This window comes from Flavobacterium panici (genome assembly GCF_903819335.1).
GTDB classification, from domain to species: Bacteria; Bacteroidota; Bacteroidia; order Flavobacteriales; family Flavobacteriaceae; genus Flavobacterium; species Flavobacterium panici.
Genome location: NZ_CAIJDE010000062.1, coordinates 246510 through 263416, shown reverse-complemented (window position 1 = coordinate 263416; position 16907 = coordinate 246510). Strand labels below are relative to the sequence as shown.

Annotated in this window: 19 protein-coding genes; 12 read left to right on the top strand and 7 right to left on the bottom strand. The window is 33.5% G+C overall.

Annotated elements, in window-relative coordinates; all coding sequences use genetic code 11:
• The first annotated feature begins 51 nt into the window (after nucleotides 1-51).
• From FLAPXU55_RS21185 to FLAPXU55_RS21135, 11 genes are all read left to right on the top strand, one after another.
• Nucleotides 52-648 carry a peroxiredoxin-like family protein gene (locus tag FLAPXU55_RS21185; protein WP_180861134.1) on the top strand — a complete coding sequence of 199 codons (597 nt, stop codon included), beginning with the start codon at nucleotides 52-54 and terminating at the stop codon, nucleotides 646-648.
• Between the two features lie 7 nt (nucleotides 649-655).
• Nucleotides 656-1114, top strand: a complete 459-nt coding sequence (locus tag FLAPXU55_RS21180) for a YHS domain-containing (seleno)protein (RefSeq protein WP_180861132.1) — start codon at nucleotides 656-658, stop codon at nucleotides 1112-1114.
• A 9-nt stretch (nucleotides 1115-1123) separates the two neighbouring features.
• On the top strand, nucleotides 1124-1504 hold the full coding sequence (locus FLAPXU55_RS21175) for a DoxX family membrane protein (RefSeq protein WP_180861130.1): 381 nt from the start codon (nucleotides 1124-1126) through the stop codon (nucleotides 1502-1504).
• Nucleotides 1505-1509: 5 nt separating this feature from the next.
• The gene (locus tag FLAPXU55_RS21170; RefSeq protein WP_053470773.1) at nucleotides 1510-1998 is read left to right on the top strand and encodes a hypothetical protein; all 489 of its coding nucleotides are present in this window, start codon (nucleotides 1510-1512) and stop codon (nucleotides 1996-1998) included.
• Nucleotides 1986-2696: an NRDE family protein gene (locus FLAPXU55_RS21165; protein WP_180861128.1), complete on the top strand. Its 711-nt coding sequence runs from the start codon at nucleotides 1986-1988 to the stop codon at nucleotides 2694-2696. Before FLAPXU55_RS21170 ends, FLAPXU55_RS21165 begins: the two co-directional genes overlap by 13 nt.
• Before the next feature lie 11 nt (nucleotides 2697-2707).
• On the top strand, nucleotides 2708-3742 hold the full coding sequence (locus tag FLAPXU55_RS21160) for an ATP-grasp domain-containing protein (RefSeq protein ID WP_180861123.1): 1035 nt from the start codon (nucleotides 2708-2710) through the stop codon (nucleotides 3740-3742).
• Between the two features lie 2 nt (nucleotides 3743-3744).
• Entirely contained in the window at nucleotides 3745-4401 is a 657-nt protein-coding gene (locus FLAPXU55_RS21155; protein ID WP_180861122.1) for a hypothetical protein, read from the top strand.
• A 27-nt stretch (nucleotides 4402-4428) separates the two neighbouring features.
• Nucleotides 4429-5400, top strand: a complete 972-nt coding sequence (locus tag FLAPXU55_RS21150) for a M28 family peptidase (protein WP_180861121.1) — start codon at nucleotides 4429-4431, stop codon at nucleotides 5398-5400.
• Between the two features lie 35 nt (nucleotides 5401-5435).
• Nucleotides 5436-6113, top strand: coding sequence for an SDR family NAD(P)-dependent oxidoreductase (locus tag FLAPXU55_RS21145; protein WP_180861120.1), 678 nt, complete (start codon nucleotides 5436-5438; stop codon nucleotides 6111-6113).
• 77 nt (nucleotides 6114-6190) lie between these two features.
• On the top strand, nucleotides 6191-6796 hold the full coding sequence (locus FLAPXU55_RS21140) for a SprT-like domain-containing protein (protein WP_073486799.1): 606 nt from the start codon (nucleotides 6191-6193) through the stop codon (nucleotides 6794-6796).
• 179 nt (nucleotides 6797-6975) lie between these two features.
• The gene (locus FLAPXU55_RS21135) at nucleotides 6976-7566 is read left to right on the top strand and encodes a hypothetical protein (RefSeq protein ID WP_180861119.1); all 591 of its coding nucleotides are present in this window, start codon (nucleotides 6976-6978) and stop codon (nucleotides 7564-7566) included.
• A 97-nt stretch (nucleotides 7567-7663) separates the two neighbouring features.
• On the opposite strand, the gene FLAPXU55_RS21130 is transcribed toward FLAPXU55_RS21135, so the two are convergent.
• From FLAPXU55_RS21130 to gcvP, 6 genes are all read right to left on the bottom strand, one after another.
• A complete protein-coding gene (locus tag FLAPXU55_RS21130) occupies nucleotides 7664-8425 on the bottom strand; it encodes an ABC transporter ATP-binding protein (protein WP_053470781.1) in 762 nt (253 codons plus the stop codon).
• Nucleotides 8425-9171, bottom strand: coding sequence for an MlaE family ABC transporter permease (locus tag FLAPXU55_RS21125; protein ID WP_053470782.1), 747 nt, complete (start codon nucleotides 9169-9171; stop codon nucleotides 8425-8427). The genes FLAPXU55_RS21130 and FLAPXU55_RS21125 overlap by 1 nt, the downstream gene beginning before the upstream one ends.
• A gap of 80 nt (nucleotides 9172-9251) precedes the next feature.
• Nucleotides 9252-10100: a glycosyltransferase family 2 protein gene (locus FLAPXU55_RS21120; RefSeq protein ID WP_180861118.1), complete on the bottom strand. Its 849-nt coding sequence runs from the start codon at nucleotides 10098-10100 to the stop codon at nucleotides 9252-9254.
• Nucleotides 10101-10188: 88 nt separating this feature from the next.
• Nucleotides 10189-10716, bottom strand: a complete 528-nt coding sequence (locus tag FLAPXU55_RS21115) for a methyltransferase (protein WP_180861117.1) — start codon at nucleotides 10714-10716, stop codon at nucleotides 10189-10191.
• Nucleotides 10717-10875: 159 nt separating this feature from the next.
• Nucleotides 10876-11934 carry a 3-oxoacyl-ACP synthase III family protein gene (locus FLAPXU55_RS21110; protein ID WP_180861116.1) on the bottom strand — a complete coding sequence of 353 codons (1059 nt, stop codon included), beginning with the start codon at nucleotides 11932-11934 and terminating at the stop codon, nucleotides 10876-10878.
• A gap of 339 nt (nucleotides 11935-12273) precedes the next feature.
• On the bottom strand, nucleotides 12274-15123 hold the full coding sequence (gene gcvP, locus FLAPXU55_RS21105; RefSeq protein WP_180861115.1) for an aminomethyl-transferring glycine dehydrogenase: 2850 nt from the start codon (nucleotides 15121-15123) through the stop codon (nucleotides 12274-12276).
• A 213-nt stretch (nucleotides 15124-15336) separates the two neighbouring features.
• Between gcvP and FLAPXU55_RS21100 the strand changes: the two genes are divergently transcribed.
• A complete protein-coding gene (locus FLAPXU55_RS21100) occupies nucleotides 15337-16143 on the top strand; it encodes a UbiA prenyltransferase family protein (protein ID WP_180861114.1) in 807 nt (268 codons plus the stop codon).
• A gap of 331 nt (nucleotides 16144-16474) precedes the next feature.
• Here FLAPXU55_RS21100 and FLAPXU55_RS21095 read toward each other — a convergent pair whose 3' ends face one another.
• Complete coding sequence (locus FLAPXU55_RS21095; protein WP_180861113.1) at nucleotides 16475-16861, bottom strand: DUF1090 family protein; 387 nt, start codon at nucleotides 16859-16861, stop codon at nucleotides 16475-16477.
• Nucleotides 16862-16907 lie beyond the last annotated feature (46 nt).

Sequence of the window (16907 nt, the reverse complement as noted above, 5' to 3'; positions counted from 1 at the left end):
TTCATAGTACAATAATTTTACATCATCAAAAAGATGTAAAACCACTACACTATGAAAAAAATGCTTTTAATTTTTGTGGCAGCGCTAACCTCGGCTGCTCACGCGCAAAGCGAGATTCCTAAATCTGCGCTTGATATTGCTCCTTTATTAATAGGAGAAAAAATCCCGGAGTTTACTTTAAAAACTGCTGAAAATGCAGATGTAAACCTTTCAGCATTACTTAAAAAGAAAAAAACAGTTCTTGTTTTTTATCGCGGCGGCTGGTGTCCGTATTGCAATTTACATTTGCAGGCATTGGCAGAAGCCGAAAAACAAATCATTGATTCAGGTTATCAAATTATAGCCGTAAGTCCTGATTCTCCAGAAAATTTAAAAATCACAGAAGAAAAGGACAAAGTAAAATACACCTTACTTTCTGATTCAAAAGGAGAATTGATAAAAGCTGTAGGAATTGCTTATCAGGTTCCGGAAAACTACAAATCAGTAATTAACGTACATTCTAAAGGAATCAATACCAGTTTACTGCCAGTTCCTTCTGTTTTTGTTGTTAATACTGAGGGGGATATACTTTTTGAATATATCTCGCCAGATATTAAACAGCGCATTTCCACAGAATTATTAGTGTCAGTATTAAAAAACCTTAAATAAAACAAAGATGAAAAAGTTAGTATTATTGTTATTGATTTTAGTTTCAGGCAGTTCATTTGCTCAAAATGATGCCAAAAGAGTTAGCCAGTATAATTTAGAAAATAAAATAGGGATTCAGGGTTATGATCCGGTTGGCTATTTTAATCAGGGAAAAGCAGTTAAAGGGAAAAAAGAAATTTCGACTTCATATCAGGGAGTGACTTATAATTTTTCTTCGGCTGAAAATAAAAATGCGTTCTTAAAAAATCCATCAAAATATGAACCTCAATATGGCGGATGGTGCGCTTATGCAATGGGAAGTGCAGGAAAAAAAGTAGAAATTAATCCAGAGACTTTTAAAATCAGTGATGGAAAACTTTATCTGTTCTACAATGCTTATTTTAATAATACGCTGAAAAGCTGGAATCCGGATGAAGCAGAGTTAAAAGTGAAGGCTGATAACAACTGGAAAAAAATATACAAATAACCCGAAGCCATGAAAAAGGAAATTTTAATATGGATTTTGAGAATAACGGCTTCGATAATTTTATTGCAAACCTTGTTTTTTAAATTCAGCGGAGCAGAAGAAAGTGTTTATATTTTCTCGACTTTAGGCGTAGAACCTTACGGAAGAATTGGTTCTGCAATTGCCGAATTGATTGCCGCAGTTTTGATTTTAATGCCAAAAACAACCTGGCTTGGCGCACTTGGCGCAGCTGGAATTATGATTGGGGCTGTTTTGTCACATTTATTTGTTTTAGGTATTGAGGTTCAAAACGACGGCGGATTACTTTTTGCTTTAGCTGTTATTACGTTGTTATGCAGTTTAGGCTTGCTTTATTTCAATAAAAACAAATTGTTTAATCTTCTAAATTAAAAGTTATGTTACTAAAATCAATACGCCGCAGTTTAGATGAGTTAACGGATTTATTAAATCAATTATCCGATAAAGATTATTCAAAATCCTGCCAGGCTTTAAGCAATGCCACTATTGGCGAACACACACGACATATCCTTGAAATGTTTCAATGTCTTCAAAACGGATACGAGTCGGGAATTATAAATTATGATAACCGCGAGAGAAATATCAGAATTCAAACCGAAACCGAGTTTGCAAAACAATGCATTACCGAAATTAAAGCGGGTTTGCAAAGCGAGAATAAAATAATGTTTCTGGAGCAGTTTATTGACGGACTTAATATGAGAATTCAAAGTAATTATTATAGAGAGTTGCTTTATAATCTCGAACATTGCGTGCATCATCAGGCTTTAATAAAAGTAGCGGTACTGCAATTTGAAAATATTTTAGTAGATGACAATTTTGGCGTAGCGCGCTCGACTATCGAATATAGAAAACAATGTGTACAGTAAGTTTTATTAATAATAAAGGAGTTGCCATTATTACTTCAAACCGGGACGAAAAAGTAATTCGTCCCGGTGCTGTTGTGCCAAGAAATTATTGTCACAACGGTAAAAATATAATGTATCCAAAAGATTCAAAAGCAGGAGGAACCTGGTTTGCAATGGATGAAAACGGAACTGTTTTGGTTTTATTAAATGGCGGAATTACAAAACACATTCCCGCACTTCCGTATAGAAAAAGCCGCGGATTAATTGTTCTGGATATTATCGAAAAGGATTCACCAAAAGATTTTTGGAAACAAATTGATCTCCATAATATTGAACCCTTTACGCTGGTTCTGTATCAGGAAAAAGTTTTGTACGAATTGATTTGGGACGGAAGCAGTAAGCGAACAACAAAGCTGGATGAAACCCAAAACTACATTTGGTCATCGGTTACTTTATATCCTGAGGAAATTAGAAAAGAACGTTCCAATTGGTTCTTTGATTTTGTAAAAGATAAAAATGAAATCTCGGCTCTGGATATGCTCGATTTTCATAAAAATACACACAGCGATGACGCGCAAAATGGTTTAATCATTAACAGAGAAAATGTGATGAAAACCTTAAGTGTGACGCAAGTAGTTACTGAACAAAATAAAGGCGCAATGAAATATTACGACTTAATAAAAACAGAAGATTTTTCAACCTCTTTTATTCGAATTTAAAATGTAAACCTATGAAACTATTTTTTCACAAAGTAACCAATTGGGAATATTGGCCCTTTCAGGTTTTATACATTCCTATTTATTTTCTTTGGGCCTATTATGCACTCAAAGCAAGATCAATTTTCTTCTTTAATGCCTCAAACCCCAAAATTAAAAATGGCGGTTTTATTATGGAAAGTAAAAAACAGATTTACGATTTACTGCCTAAAAAGCATTATCCAAAAACAGTTTTGATTCGGGAGAAATCGGAGTTAAAAGATATTGTCAATTTATTGGTCGAAAAACAAATTTATTTTCCTTTAATCGCAAAACCAGATATTGGCTTGCGTGGTTCCGGCGTAAAGAAAATCAAAACAGTTTCTGAATTGACTGATTATGCGAGTAAAGCAAATTTCGATTTTTTACTGCAGGATCTTATTCCGTTTGAAAAAGAAGTCGGTATTTTTTACGTACGTCGTCCACTTCAAAAAAACGGAAAAATTACAGGAATTGTTTCTAAAGAATTTTTGATTGTAACCGGAGACGGAAAAGCTACAATTGAAGATTTAATCAAACAAACTCCCAGATTTGAACTGCAGTTTGAGGTTTTAAAAGAAGAATATGGAAAAGAACTGCAGCGAATTTTGCCTAAAGACGAAACATTAAATTTAGTTCCGTTTGGCAATCATGCCCGAGGCGCAAAATTTCTTGACGGCAGCGATTGGATTACACCAAAATTGACAAAGACAATTGATGAAATTGCAACCCAAATTCCGGGATTCTATTTCGGACGTTTTGATATCATGTATAACACATTTGAAGAATTAGAGCGAGGAGAAAATTTTCAAATTGTTGAACTTAACGGAGCCGCGAGCGAGCCTACACACATTTACGATCCCAAACATTCCGTATGGTTTGCCTGGAAAGAACTGGCAAGACATATTACGTATATGTATGAAATAAGTGTTGAAAACCATAAAATGGGAGTTCCATATTTAGATTACAAAGTGGGAATGCGCGAGTACAAACTGCATTTGGTGCAAAACAATAAAATCATGAATTTTTAAAAATGAAAAGTTTAAAAAATAGCTTAGTTGGATTTGTCGTGAGTTTTCTGGGCTCAATTCCGTTAGGATATTTAAACCTTGTTGGATTAGAAATTTATACCAAATCAGGACTTCATGATTTAGTTTTCTTTTTATTCGGAGTTATTGTAGTCGAAACTTTTGTTATTTATTTCACGCTGCTTTTTGCTAAACAACTCACTAACAATAAAAAATTAATGAAGATTATTGATTTTTTTGCGGTAGGATTTATGTTTGTTCTGGCCTTTGCTTTTTATTTCAATTTTAATCAGGAAACAAAATCAAACGGAATTTTACAGAACTATTTAATCTATTCTCCGTTTGTAATTGGGATTATTTTAAACTGTTTCAATTTTTTACAGCTTCCTTTTTGGGCGAGCTGGAATTTATATTTGCTTAACGGAAAGTACATTACCATCGAAAGAAAGTTAAAATATTATTATATTGCAGGAACTTTGATTGGTGTTTTTTTTGGGATGTTTAGTTTGATTGTAATTTTGCAGACTTTTTTTCAAAAAACGAATCATTTTTCAGAGTATATAATGCCGGTTTTTATTCCCGCTTTTTTCATAATTCTGGGAAGTATTCAGGTATTTAAAGTGTATAAAAAATATTTTAAATCAGCAGCTTTAGAAGTTTAAAAGCTAGAGTGCATCAAATTTTCGTTTATGAAAAAACTATACTTTCTACTTCCATTTGTTTTTATTGCCTGTAAAACGAGTACGTCGACAGTCAGTCAAAAAGAAACAAAACCAGAATCAACTGAGATCACTTATAAAGTGGAAGAATCTGATGTTTCTGATTTTTTAAAATATCTTTCTTCGGATGAACTAGAAGGACGTGAAACGGGAACAAAAGGAATAGAAAAAGCGGCAGTTTTTTTAGAAGATTTCTTTAAAAAGAATAATGTAAAACCGTATTTTGCTTCTTATCGAGATACCTTGACTAATTTTAAATCTCCGGCTTTTAATATTGTTGGCGTTTTAGAAGGAACAGATCCGGTTCTTAAAAATGAATATGTTGTTTTAAGTGCACATTACGATCATATCGGAATTGAAAAAAAGAAACAAGCTGACCAAATTTTTAATGGTGCCAATGATGATGCTTCGGGCGTAACCGCTGTTGCACAATTGGCAAAATATTTCAGTAAAACGCACTCCAATAAAAGAAGTATTCTTTTTGTGTTTTTTGCCGGAGAAGAAAAAGGTCTTTTGGGATCAAAAAGTATGGCTCCGAAACTGAAAGCAAAGAACTTCAATTTATATACACAATTAAATATCGAAATGATTGGCGTCCCTATGAAACGTGATTATCTGGCTTACATTACAGGTTTTGATAAATCGAATATGGCCGAAAAAATAAATGAATATACCGGAAAAAAGACAATTGGTTTTTTACCAAAAGAAGCCGAATATAAACTGTTTTACAGATCTGATAATTATTCGTTTTTTGAAGCTTTCGGGAAACCGTGCCAATCTATAAGTACTTTTGATTTTGAGAATTTCGATTTTTACCACCACGTTTCAGATGAATTTAAAGTAATGGATATTCAGCACATGACGGCTTTTATTCAGGAGTTTTTACCTGCTGTAACTAAAATTGCGACAACTCCAACAGAAGAAATTACAATGAATAAATAACAGTCCATTATTTTGGTTTTGCTTATTTTTGCTGCATGAAAAATATTATTGTTACCGGAACGAGTAGAGGAATTGGATATGAATTAGCATTGCAGTTTGCCAATGCCGGAAATCAGGTTTTGGCGATTTCGAGAAAAATTCCAAAAACACTTTTAGAACATCAAAACGTAACTTGCTTGTCAATTGATTTAGCCAATGAAACGGCGTTGCAGGAAGTAGAAAATTTTCTTTCTTCAACATGGAAAAAAGTTGATGCTGTAGTTCATAATGCCGGAGCTTTATTATTAAAGCCTTTTGCAGAAACCACACAAGCTGATTTTGAAAGTATTTATAAAGTAAATGTTTTTGCTGTAGCAAATCTTACCAGAATTTGTCTGCCGTATTTACAAAAAGGAAGCCACGTTGTAACAATAAGTTCAATTGGCGGTGTAAGAGGAAGTTTAAAATTTGCCGGATTAGCAGCTTATAGTTCAAGTAAAGGCGCAGTAATTACGTTAACCGAATTATTAGCAGAAGAATATAAAGAGAAAGGTATTTCATTTAATGTTTTAGCTTTGGGCTCAGTACAAACCGAAATGCTGAATGAAGCTTTTCCGGGTTATCAGGCTCCAATTTCTGCTGAAGGAATGGCGACTTATATTTATGATTTTACTCTTAACGGGAATAAATATTTTAATGGAAAAGTACTCGAAGTTTCATCAACGAACCCGTAATCAAATTCCAATTTTTTAAATTCTAAATTCCAATTGAAAAACAACTCATAACTCATACTTTATAATTCATAATTATTTTGAGCGACACATTAGCAAAATATATTCCGGAGCACGCTGTAAAGCCTGTTTTTGATTTGATTGTAGCCAATCAGGTTCATCTTAAAATCGTAAATGAGCGTCAGACGCGTCATGGTGATTATAGGAGAGGGCCGAGCGGTAAACATGAAATTACGGTTAATGCGAGTTTAAATAAATACCGATTTTTGATTACACTGATTCATGAGATTTCCCATTTAGTTGCTTTTGAGAAATTTGGACGAAATATAAAACCTCACGGAAATGAATGGAAATATTCTTTTCAACGTTTAATGGTTCCGTTTATTCGGCCAGAAATATTTCCGAGTCATTTGCTGCCTTTATTGGCACGTCATTTTAAAAATCCTTCGGCAAGCAGTGATACAGATACGACTTTATCTTTGGCACTAAAACAATACGATAAAGAGAGCGATAAGAATTATGTTTTTGAAATTCCATATGGAAGTGTCTTCCGAATTAAAAACGGAAAAATATTCAAGAAAATAGCGGTTAGAACCAAACGTTTTGAATGTCTCGAAATAAGTTCAGGAAAGACCTATCTATTTAACCCAAATGCTGAGGTTGAACTTTTGCCGGGCAATCATTAGAATATAAAAATTCCAATATATTAAATTCCAAATTCCAATTTTATTAAGATTGTAGTTTGGAATTTTTTTATTGAGATTTCCCCAATTTTATTGAATTTTAAAAACGGTTAGTTTTACGTACAAATAAGATATTCGATTTGTCTATATTTAGAAAATTATTTCATTCTTATAAATAGATTATGATAAAAAAACTACTTAAGATTATTTTTGTTTTAATGCTTTCCAATTCAATTTATGCACAAGAAACCAATGAAAATCAAGTAAAAGAAAAATCGAATCCCATTATTTACGGTGAGTTTTTTGGAGGTTTTGTTGGAATGAAACATTTTGGTTTTGCCGGTGGCGGCGAATTAAATTATCAGTATAAAAAAAGTCTTTTTACTTTACGGTATTCGCATGAAACGGGATATGTCAAAAAAGATAGTGTTTTTGCTTTTAAAAATGTAGAAGATAATGACGAATATGCTGTTTTATATGGCAGAAGATGGTTAAGGAATAGCCATTCTTTTAGTATTTCTGCTGGAATAAGTTCTAATAATTTAAAGCTGTCTTTCAAAGATTCTGATGATAATTATTATTATCAATATAAAAGATTTGTTGGTGTGCCATTCGAAGCTAACTTTAAGTGGTTTGCACCTAAGAAAAGATCTAGTTTAATATTTAATGCATTAACTCCCAGTATTGGACTTAAGCTGTTTGGCAGCATATCTAAGAATAGTTTTGTGGGAGCAGGACTGGTAATTGGATTTGGATTACCAAAAGAATATTAAATCACATCAGAACTAAAATCTCAATATATTAAATTCCAAATTCCAATCTTAATAAAATTGGAATTTGGAATTTAATATATTGGAATTTAAAAAACTTCTAGCCTTTCAAATAAGCTTCACGTACTTTTTTAAACAAGTTTGAAGAGTAAACAAATTTGACAATGTCTTTGTTGTCTGTTATGAATATTTCTTCTTTAGTTCCCTGCCAAGCTTTTACTCCTTTTTTTAAGAAAACAATATTCTCTCCAATTTCCATTACAGAGTTCATATCGTGCGTATTAATTACAGTTGTGATGTTGTATTCTTCTGTAATTTCCTTAATCAAATTATCAATCAATGTTGAGGTATTTGGATCAAGACCAGAGTTAGGTTCATCACAAAATAAATACTTTGGATTATTTACAATTGCACGGGCAATCGCCACACGTTTCTGCATACCTCCAGAGATTTCAGAAGGAAGTTTTTTGTGTGCATCAACCAAGTTTACTCTTTCTAAAACAAAATCAACACGTTCTTTGATTTTTGCTTTATTATCATTGGTAAACATCTTTAAAGGAAAAGCGACATTTTCTTCAACAGTCATCGAATCAAATAAAGCACTTCCCTGAAAAACCATTCCAATTTCAGTTCTTAATTCTCTTTTTTCATCTGGATCTAATTCAGAATAAACTCTGCCATCAAATTCAATTGTTCCCGAATCCGGGGTATGAATTCCTAGTAAAGTTTTTAATAAAACAGTTTTCCCAGATCCACTTTGTCCAATAATCAAGTTGGTTTTTCCAGTTTCAAAAACCGTCGAAACGCCTTTTAAAACTTTGCTGTCACCAAATGATTTTTCTATGTTTTTTACTTCGATCATTATCCTAATAATAATTGAGTTAATATATAATTAAAAAGAATAATACAAACAGATGTCCAAACAAATGACACCGTACTTGCTTTACCCACTTCTAATGCTCCACCTTTCATGTAATATCCGTGAAAAGATGGAATTGTAGCTAATAACATTGCAAAAATTAAAGTTTTAATGAAGGCATATGTAATGTGAAACGGAATAAATTCCATTTGAGCACCCTGAATAAAATCCTGACTAGTCGAAAATCCGCCGTATGCACAAGCAAGCCATCCGCCAAAAATTCCCAAAAACATACTAATACCAATTACAAAAGGGTACATTAGTAAAGCTACTATTTTAGGGAAAACAAGATAGTTTAAGGAATTAACACCCATAACTTCTAAAGCATCAATTTGCTCTGTAACACGCATTGTTCCGATACTTGAAGTAATGTAAGATCCCATTTTTCCGGCCATAATTACCGAAATAAAAGTAGGGGCAAACTCCAGGATTACAGATTGACGTGTAGCAAAACCAATTAAATATTTTGGAATTAATGGATTAGTTAAGTTTAAAGCCGTTTGAATGGCAACAACTCCTCCAATAAAAAAAGATATAAAGCAAACAATTCCAAGAGAGTCGATAATTAAGTCATCGATTTCTTTAAAAATCAAATTTTTCATAACAGGCCATTTGGTCTGTTTATTGAAAATTTCTTTAAGCATTAAAAAATATCTTCCTATTTGGGATAAATAACGAATTAGCATCATAAGTTTTACAAATATTGGCTAAATTAAGGATTAGTTTACAGTTTACCGTTTCACTTTACAGTTTTTTAAGTTTTAAAAAACTAGAAAAGCTTTTGTTTCATTTTTTGTAAACGGTAATTTCTAATAAATTTAGCTTGTTCAGAGGTAACTAATAAAGGAGTTTTAGCTTTTTTAGCTTTCAAAAATCCTTTGATATAATCTAAAAAGAGGAAAGGTTTTTTCTTCATCATTGCCAGTTTTGCCGAAGCAATTGCCGTGATCCAAAAACCATAACCTAAAGTATAAAAAGCTTCGCCTTGTTTATAACGAGCCGTTTTGTTGTAATTAGCGCCTGTTGGTTTTAAATGTTTTACGTGTAAAGATTCGTCGGTAACTATTTTCCAATCGTAGTATTTACAAAGTAATTCATCAACCGTGTCCCAGCCCATTGCAGGTTTTAAACCGCCAATTTGTTGATATGTTTCTTTTCTATATGCTTTTAAAGCACCACGTATATGATCTTTGTCGGTTAGATTTTCAAGAACCCATTCGCCGTTTTTGTCGATATAACAAAATCCGCCAACCATTCCGATTTTGGGATCAGATTCGAAATGTTTAATTATAGTTTCAAAATAATTAGGAGGAAAAATTAAATCGCCGTCTATTTTTACAATAATATCATAATCCTGATCCAAAGTTTCAAAACCTTTCTGGAAAGCCTGAATTACTTTACTTCCCGGAAGGTGAATCGCATCTGAAGTTTTGTTTACAACAGAAATAAACGGATTTTCCTTTGCAAAACTCAAAATAACTTCTTCTGTTTTATCAGTAGAATTATCATTTACAACTACAACTTTTGATGGCAAGACAGTTTGAAAAACCAAAGATTCTAAAGTCAAGCCTATTAAATCTTGTTCGTTGTGTGCGGGAATGACGATGTAATATTTCATTTTAAGAATTTTAGATTTTAGATTTTAGATTTTAGATTGTGTGGAAATCATCTAAAAATCAAAAATCAAAAATCGTTAATCTGCAATCTTAGTTCTTAACTTTTTCAGCCGCAACAATATAATATCTCGGAGTGAAATATCTTAATAAGGGTCTGAATCCGATTTTTTTTACTGGATGTGTAAATTGTAATCGATCGGTAATTTTCCAGCCCGTTTTTTCTAAAAGCCAATCCAATTGCCAATCTTCAAATTCATGGTAATGTCTGTCCCACATATCGGTTTTAGAACGATATGCTGGTGAAAACCATAAGCGTAATGGAATTGAAATTAATAGTTTGTCACATTTTACGTTTTGTAAAACTGTATATGGATTTAGTAAATGTTCGAAAATTTCAAATGCAGTAAAAACAGTATATTCTTCCGTTTGTAGCGCCGTATGGTCGTTGTCTAAATCTTCACCTTTTGTATTTTTTACGGTATAGCCATTTTCTTCCATTATTTTAGAAAACGGATTTGGAACACCAAAATCAAAAATGGTTTCTGATGTGCTAACGTGCTTTTGTAAAAACTCTAAGGTAAGTTTGAATCTTTTATTCGGAAACGTTTTTTCGTACATAGTTATTGCGAGGAACGAAACAAGCTATCGTTCTTGATTTTAATTAGGTCGCAAATATACTAAAAAAGTCCGCACTATTAAGATGCGGACTTTTTTAGTTTACAGTCTCAGTAACAGTTTACAGTCTGTTAAACTGAATACTGTGACTGTAAACTGAGACTAGTGTCTATAAACAAAAGCATTGATATTCATTCCGGCTCCTACAGAAGCAAAAATGATAACATCGCCTTTATTGATTTCTTGATTTTCAATTTTTCCTTGTAGAATTAAATCGTATAAAGTTGGTACAGTTGCAACACTGCTATTTCCTAAATCATGAATACTCATTGGCATAATATCTATAGGAGCCGTTTTATCGTATAATTTGTAGAAACGTTCGATAATTGCTTCGTCCATTTTTTCGTTTGCCTGATGAATCAGGATTTTTTTCACATCGTCGATGGCAATTCCGCTTTGATCCAAACAGCTTTTCATTGCTAATGGAACATTGCTCAAAGCAAACTCGTAAATTTTACGACCGTACATTTTGATGTATTTAATATCCGGATCTAAATCTGGATTGTATGATTTTCCGAAGAAAAGATAATTTGCTTCATCATTAGCATAAGTAGCACTTTCATAAGATAAAAGACCAGATTCATCAGTAGAAGCTTCTAAGATAGAAACTCCAGCTCCATCAGAATAAATCATCGAATCACGATCGTGATCGTCAACAACTCTCGAAAGCGTTTCTGCACCAATTACCATAACTCTTTTTGCCATTCCAGATTTGATAAAAGCATTAGCTTGTAAAACACCTTCAATCCAGCCCGGACATCCAAACAGAATATCATAAGCTACACATTTAGGATTTTTAATACCTAATTTGTTTTTAACTCGAGTCGCTAAACTTGGTAAAATATCAGTTTGATGCGTTCCGGTTTTTACATCGCCAAAGTTGTGGGCAAAAATAATGTAGTCTAAAGTTTCGGCATCGATTTTTGCATTTGCAATTGCTTTTTCAGCTGCAAAAAAAGCTAAATCTGATGCTGTATATTGAGGTTCGGCATAACGGCGATTTTCAATTCCGGTAATCCCTTTAAATTTTTTTATTACGACTTCATTCGGGTAACCAAAAGGGGTTCCATCTTCATTCAAAAAAATATGCTTGTCAAAATCTGTGTTTTTTACTTCTAAATTAGGAATATAACTCCCAATGCCAATAATTTTTATTTTCATTTTTTCCCTTAATTATCCGATAAATTTCCTGCTAAAGTATAAATAAAAAGATGATAACTATCATAAAAAATACTATGCATGCATATAATTATGAAATAACTATTTTTTGAATGATATAATGGTTATTTTCTAATGATTTTTTAATTTTTCCGAGATTTCAAACGATTGAAGTGAAAGTCGTAGTAAAAGTTTTTTTTGTTTCAGGTTTCAAGTTTCAGGTTTCACGTTACGTTGGAACCTGAAACTTGAAACCTGAAACTTGAAATTTCAAATAAAAAACAAAACCCGACAGGTTTTAAAAACTTGTCGGGTTTGAATATGTATAAGAAAACTTATTTCTTAGTTTTCCATGTAAGCTTCGATAGGAGCACAGCTGCAAACTAAGTTTCTGTCACCGTAAGCATCATCTACACGACGAACTGATGGCCAGAATTTATTGTCAGCGATATATTCTAATGGATAAGCCGCTTTTTCTCTGGTATAAGGAAAATCCCAAGCATCTGTAGTTAACATTGCCAATGTGTGAGGTGCATTTTTCAATACATTGTTTTTATCATCAGCAGTTGCAGCTTCAATTTCTTTTCTAATTGAAATAAGAGCATCACAAAAACGATCTAATTCTGCTAAATCTTCAGATTCAGTTGGTTCGATCATTAAAGTTCCTGCTACAGGGAAAGAAACCGTAGGAGCGTGGAAACCATAATCCATTAAACGTTTTGCGATATCACCAACTTCAATTCCGTTTTCTTTAAACGAACGACAATCTAAAATCATTTCGTGAGCTGCTCTTCCGCATTCTCCAGTATAAAGAATTGGGTAGTGTCCTTCGAAACGAGATTTCATGTAGTTAGCATTCAAAATAGCGTGTTCAGTAGCGCTTTTTAATCCTTCAGCTCCCATCATTGTGATGTAACCATAAGAAATTAAACATACTAAAGCAGATCCGTAAGGTGCAGATGAAATAGCTGTAATGGCTTGTTCGCCGCCTACTTTTAAGATTGGGTTTGTTGGCAAGAACGTAACTAATTTTTCGTTCACACAAATTGGTCCAACTCCAGGTCCACCGCCGCCGTGAGGAATAGCGAATGTTTTGTGTAAGTTTAAGTGACAAACGTCAGCGCCAATTGTAGCAGGATTTGTTAATCCAACTTGCGCGTTCATGTTTGCACCGTCCATATATACTAATCCGCCGTTATCGTGGATTAATTTTGTGATTTCGATAATTGAAGATTCGAAAACTCCGTGAGTCGAAGGATACGTTACCATTAAACAAGATAAATCATCTTTGTGCTCAATCGCTTTTTCTCTTAAATCTTTTACGTCAATATTTCCTTCCGGAGTCGTTTTAGTAACGATAATTTTCATTCCGGCCATAGCTGCAGAAGCAGGATTTGTTCCGTGAGCTGATGATGGAATTAAACATACATTACGGTGACTTTCGTTTCTTGATAAGTGGTAAGCACGAATTGCCATTAATCCAGCGTATTCTCCCTGAGCTCCAGAGTTTGGCTGTAAAGTTGTTCCAGCAAATCCGGTAATTACATTTAATTGCTGCTCTAATTTTTTAAGCATTGTAATGTAACCTTCAGCTTGCTCAACTGGTGCAAATGGGTGAATGCTGTTCCAGTTCGGCATTGATAAAGGCAGCATTTCAGAAGCTGCATTTAATTTCATCGTACAAGAACCTAATGAAATCATCGAATGATTCAACGATAAATCTTTACGCTCTAATTTTTTGATATAACGCATCAATTGGCTTTCAGAATGATGATTGTTGAAAACATCATGCGTTAAGAAAGGTGACGTTCTTTCTAATGAAGCCGGTAATTGACTTGCAGTTGCTAATTCAGAAACAGTGAAAGTTTCTTTTCCTAAAGCCTCAGCAAAAATCGCAATAATTTGGTTGATGTCAGCAATTGAAGTTGTTTCGTTTAATGAAATCGAAACAGAGTCAGCATCAGGATAGAAGAAGTTTACTTCGTTTTTCTCAGCAACTACTTTTACTTTTTGAGCATCTGCTTTTACCAAAATAGTGTCGAAGAAAGCTGTATTGGTTTGGAAAACTCCTAATTTATTTAAAGCTTCGGCAGTTGTAACTGCAGATGCGTGAACTTTGTTTGCAATATATTTTAATCCTTCTGGTCCGTGGTAAACGGCGTACATTCCAGCCATAACCGCTAGTAAAACCTGAGCAGTACAGATGTTTGAAGTCGCTTTTTCACGTTTAATGTGCTGCTCACGAGTTCCTAAAGCCATACGTAAAGCACGGTTTCCATTTACGTCAATAGAAACTCCAATGATACGACCCGGCATAGATCTTTTGTATTCGTCTTTAGTTGCAAAAAATGCAGCATGAGGACCACCATAACCCATTGGAACACCAAAACGTTGTGAAGTTCCAACCACAACCGCAGCTCCCATTTCTCCTGGGGAAGTTAAAGCAGCCAATGATAAAATATCAGCAGCAAAGGCAACTTTAATTTCGTTTTCTTTTGCTTTAGCAACAAAAGCACTATAATCATTTACTTGACCGTATTTTCCTGGGTATTGTAAAATCGCTCCGAAGAATTCATTCGAAAAATCAAATGTTTCGTGGTTTCCAACAACTAATTCAATTCCAATTGGAGTCGAACGTGTTTGTAATACAGATAAAGTTTGAGGTAAAATTTCTTCAGAAACGAAGAATTTGTGTGTATTGTTTTTCTTTTGATCTCTCGAACGAACGTCAAATAATAAAGCCATAGCTTCTGCAGCAGCAGTTCCTTCATCTAATAAAGATGCGTTTGCAATTTCCATTCCCGTTAACTCGATAACAGTAGTCTGGAAATTTAAAATTGCTTCAAGACGACCTTGAGCAATTTCTGCCTGGTAAGGCGTGTAAGCTGTGTACCATCCTGGGTTTTCGAAGATATTTCTTTGAATTGGAGCAGGAACAATAGTTGGATGATAACCCAAACCAATATATGATTTGAATACTTTATTTTTCTTTCCTAATTCCTGAATATGATTTGCAAATTCGTATTCTGTCATTGCAGGATCCAAATTCAAAGGCGCTTTTAAACGAATATCGTCCGGAAGGGTTTCATAAACAAGTTGTTCGATCGAGTCAACACCAATGGTTTGTAACATGTGTTGAAGATCTGTTTCTCTTGGACCAATGTGTCTTAAAGCAAAAGCATCTGTTTTCATCTGTAGCAGTCTATTTTTTTTAAAGATCAAAAGTAATTTGCCGAGTGTTTCTATAAGATTTCACAAGGTTTATTACAATTTATAGTAAATGTGTTGTTTTTTTGTGGCGCAAAATTAAGTATTATTAATAATTTAATGGGTATTTTTAACTTCAATTTTTATCAAATTTATAACTAAAGAGTTGATTTGTTACCAATTGATTAGATTTGAGGCATGAAACTTCTAAAACAAATATTAGATTTTTATTTAAACAGCAGTATTCACGTGGCTTTATCGTGTTATGCTTTGGTTCGAATTACTTTTCATTTCTTTCATATTCAGTATGATGAACCTATGGCATTGTTTGTTTTTTTCGGAACAATTGTAGGATATAATTTTGTAAAATATGATGCTTTGGTTCGCGTGAAAAGAAAACCGGTTGGCATTCAATTAAAAATTATCGCTGTTTTAAGTTTCATTTCGGTCATTTTAGTCGGCTATTATTTTTTCCACCTAAAGCGAATTACCCAAATTGTTTCCGTAGTAATTTTTGCCATAACAGCACTTTATACTTTACCGTTTTTCCCAAACAGAAAAAATGCCCGAAATTGGGCAGGTGTAAAAATTTATATCGTAGCACTTTGTTGGGTTGGTGCGACTTTGGTTTTGCCATACATTAATGCCGAAATTCCCTTTACAGCTAACTTTTTTATAAAATGCGTCCAGCGTTTTGTATTGGTTTTTGTCCTGATTTTAGTTTTTGAGATTCTGGATTTAGCAAATGATGATCCGCATTTACAAACCGTTCCGCAAACCATTGGCGTAAAACGAACTAAGATTTTAGGATTTTCTCTTTTAGTTCCTTTTTGGGTTTTAGGAATTTTGTCTTTTACGCTTCACGATCTTATTATCAACCTGATAATGGTTTTGACTTTGATGTTGTTTATTTTGTTTGCCAATACAAATCGATCTAAATATTATACTTCTTTTTGGGTCGAAAGTGTACCTATATTTTGGTGGCTGATGATTGCTTTTTTATAAAAAGACGTAAAAGTTTCTGAATAATTTGGGCGTGTCCCTCCGGGTCGGGCTATCCGCTCCAAGTCCTCGCACTTCCTTCGTCAGGCTGTGGGCTATCCGCTTCTATCCCTCACGCAAACCGTAAAACGAGAAAATTCATTTTCAAAAGAAGATTTGTTGCCACAATCTTGTCATTTCGACGAAGGAGAAATCTCCGCGAGAAGCTCGACAAAGATTGGATTGTCGTTGCGGAGTTACTTGTGGAGATTTCTCCTTCGTCGAAATGACAAGATTGCGTTTAAATATTGGGCTTTGCCAAATTAATTTGTTAAAATCTTCGAGAGCGAAAAATCTATTTCGCTTTCTGTTCAGCCAAAGCTTTATTTAATTCAACTTTAGCTTCATTTAGTTTTTTTCTTTTTTTATCGATTTTTTCTTTGTCTTTAATAGCTTCATTCAAATCGGCCGTTCTTTCGTTAACTTTTTGCTGTTTCTCTTTTACCTTTTTGTCCAGATCTTTGTTCACTGTTTTAGTCGTACAGTTTTTCTTGGTCTGCGCTATAGCATCTTCAACTCCTTTAATCTGATTTTGATTTCCGGCTTTTTTAGCAGCGGTCAATTTTATATTTAGCTCACATAATTTACGTTCGCAGCCTTTTAAGTTTTTGCAATTGCTCTGCGAAAAACCAATAAAAGAAATTGCAAAAAGAAATACAGTTAATATCGTTTTTAATTTCATAAGTATGTTTTTGATTAATTTATCTGAATCATTCAGAAATGAATTA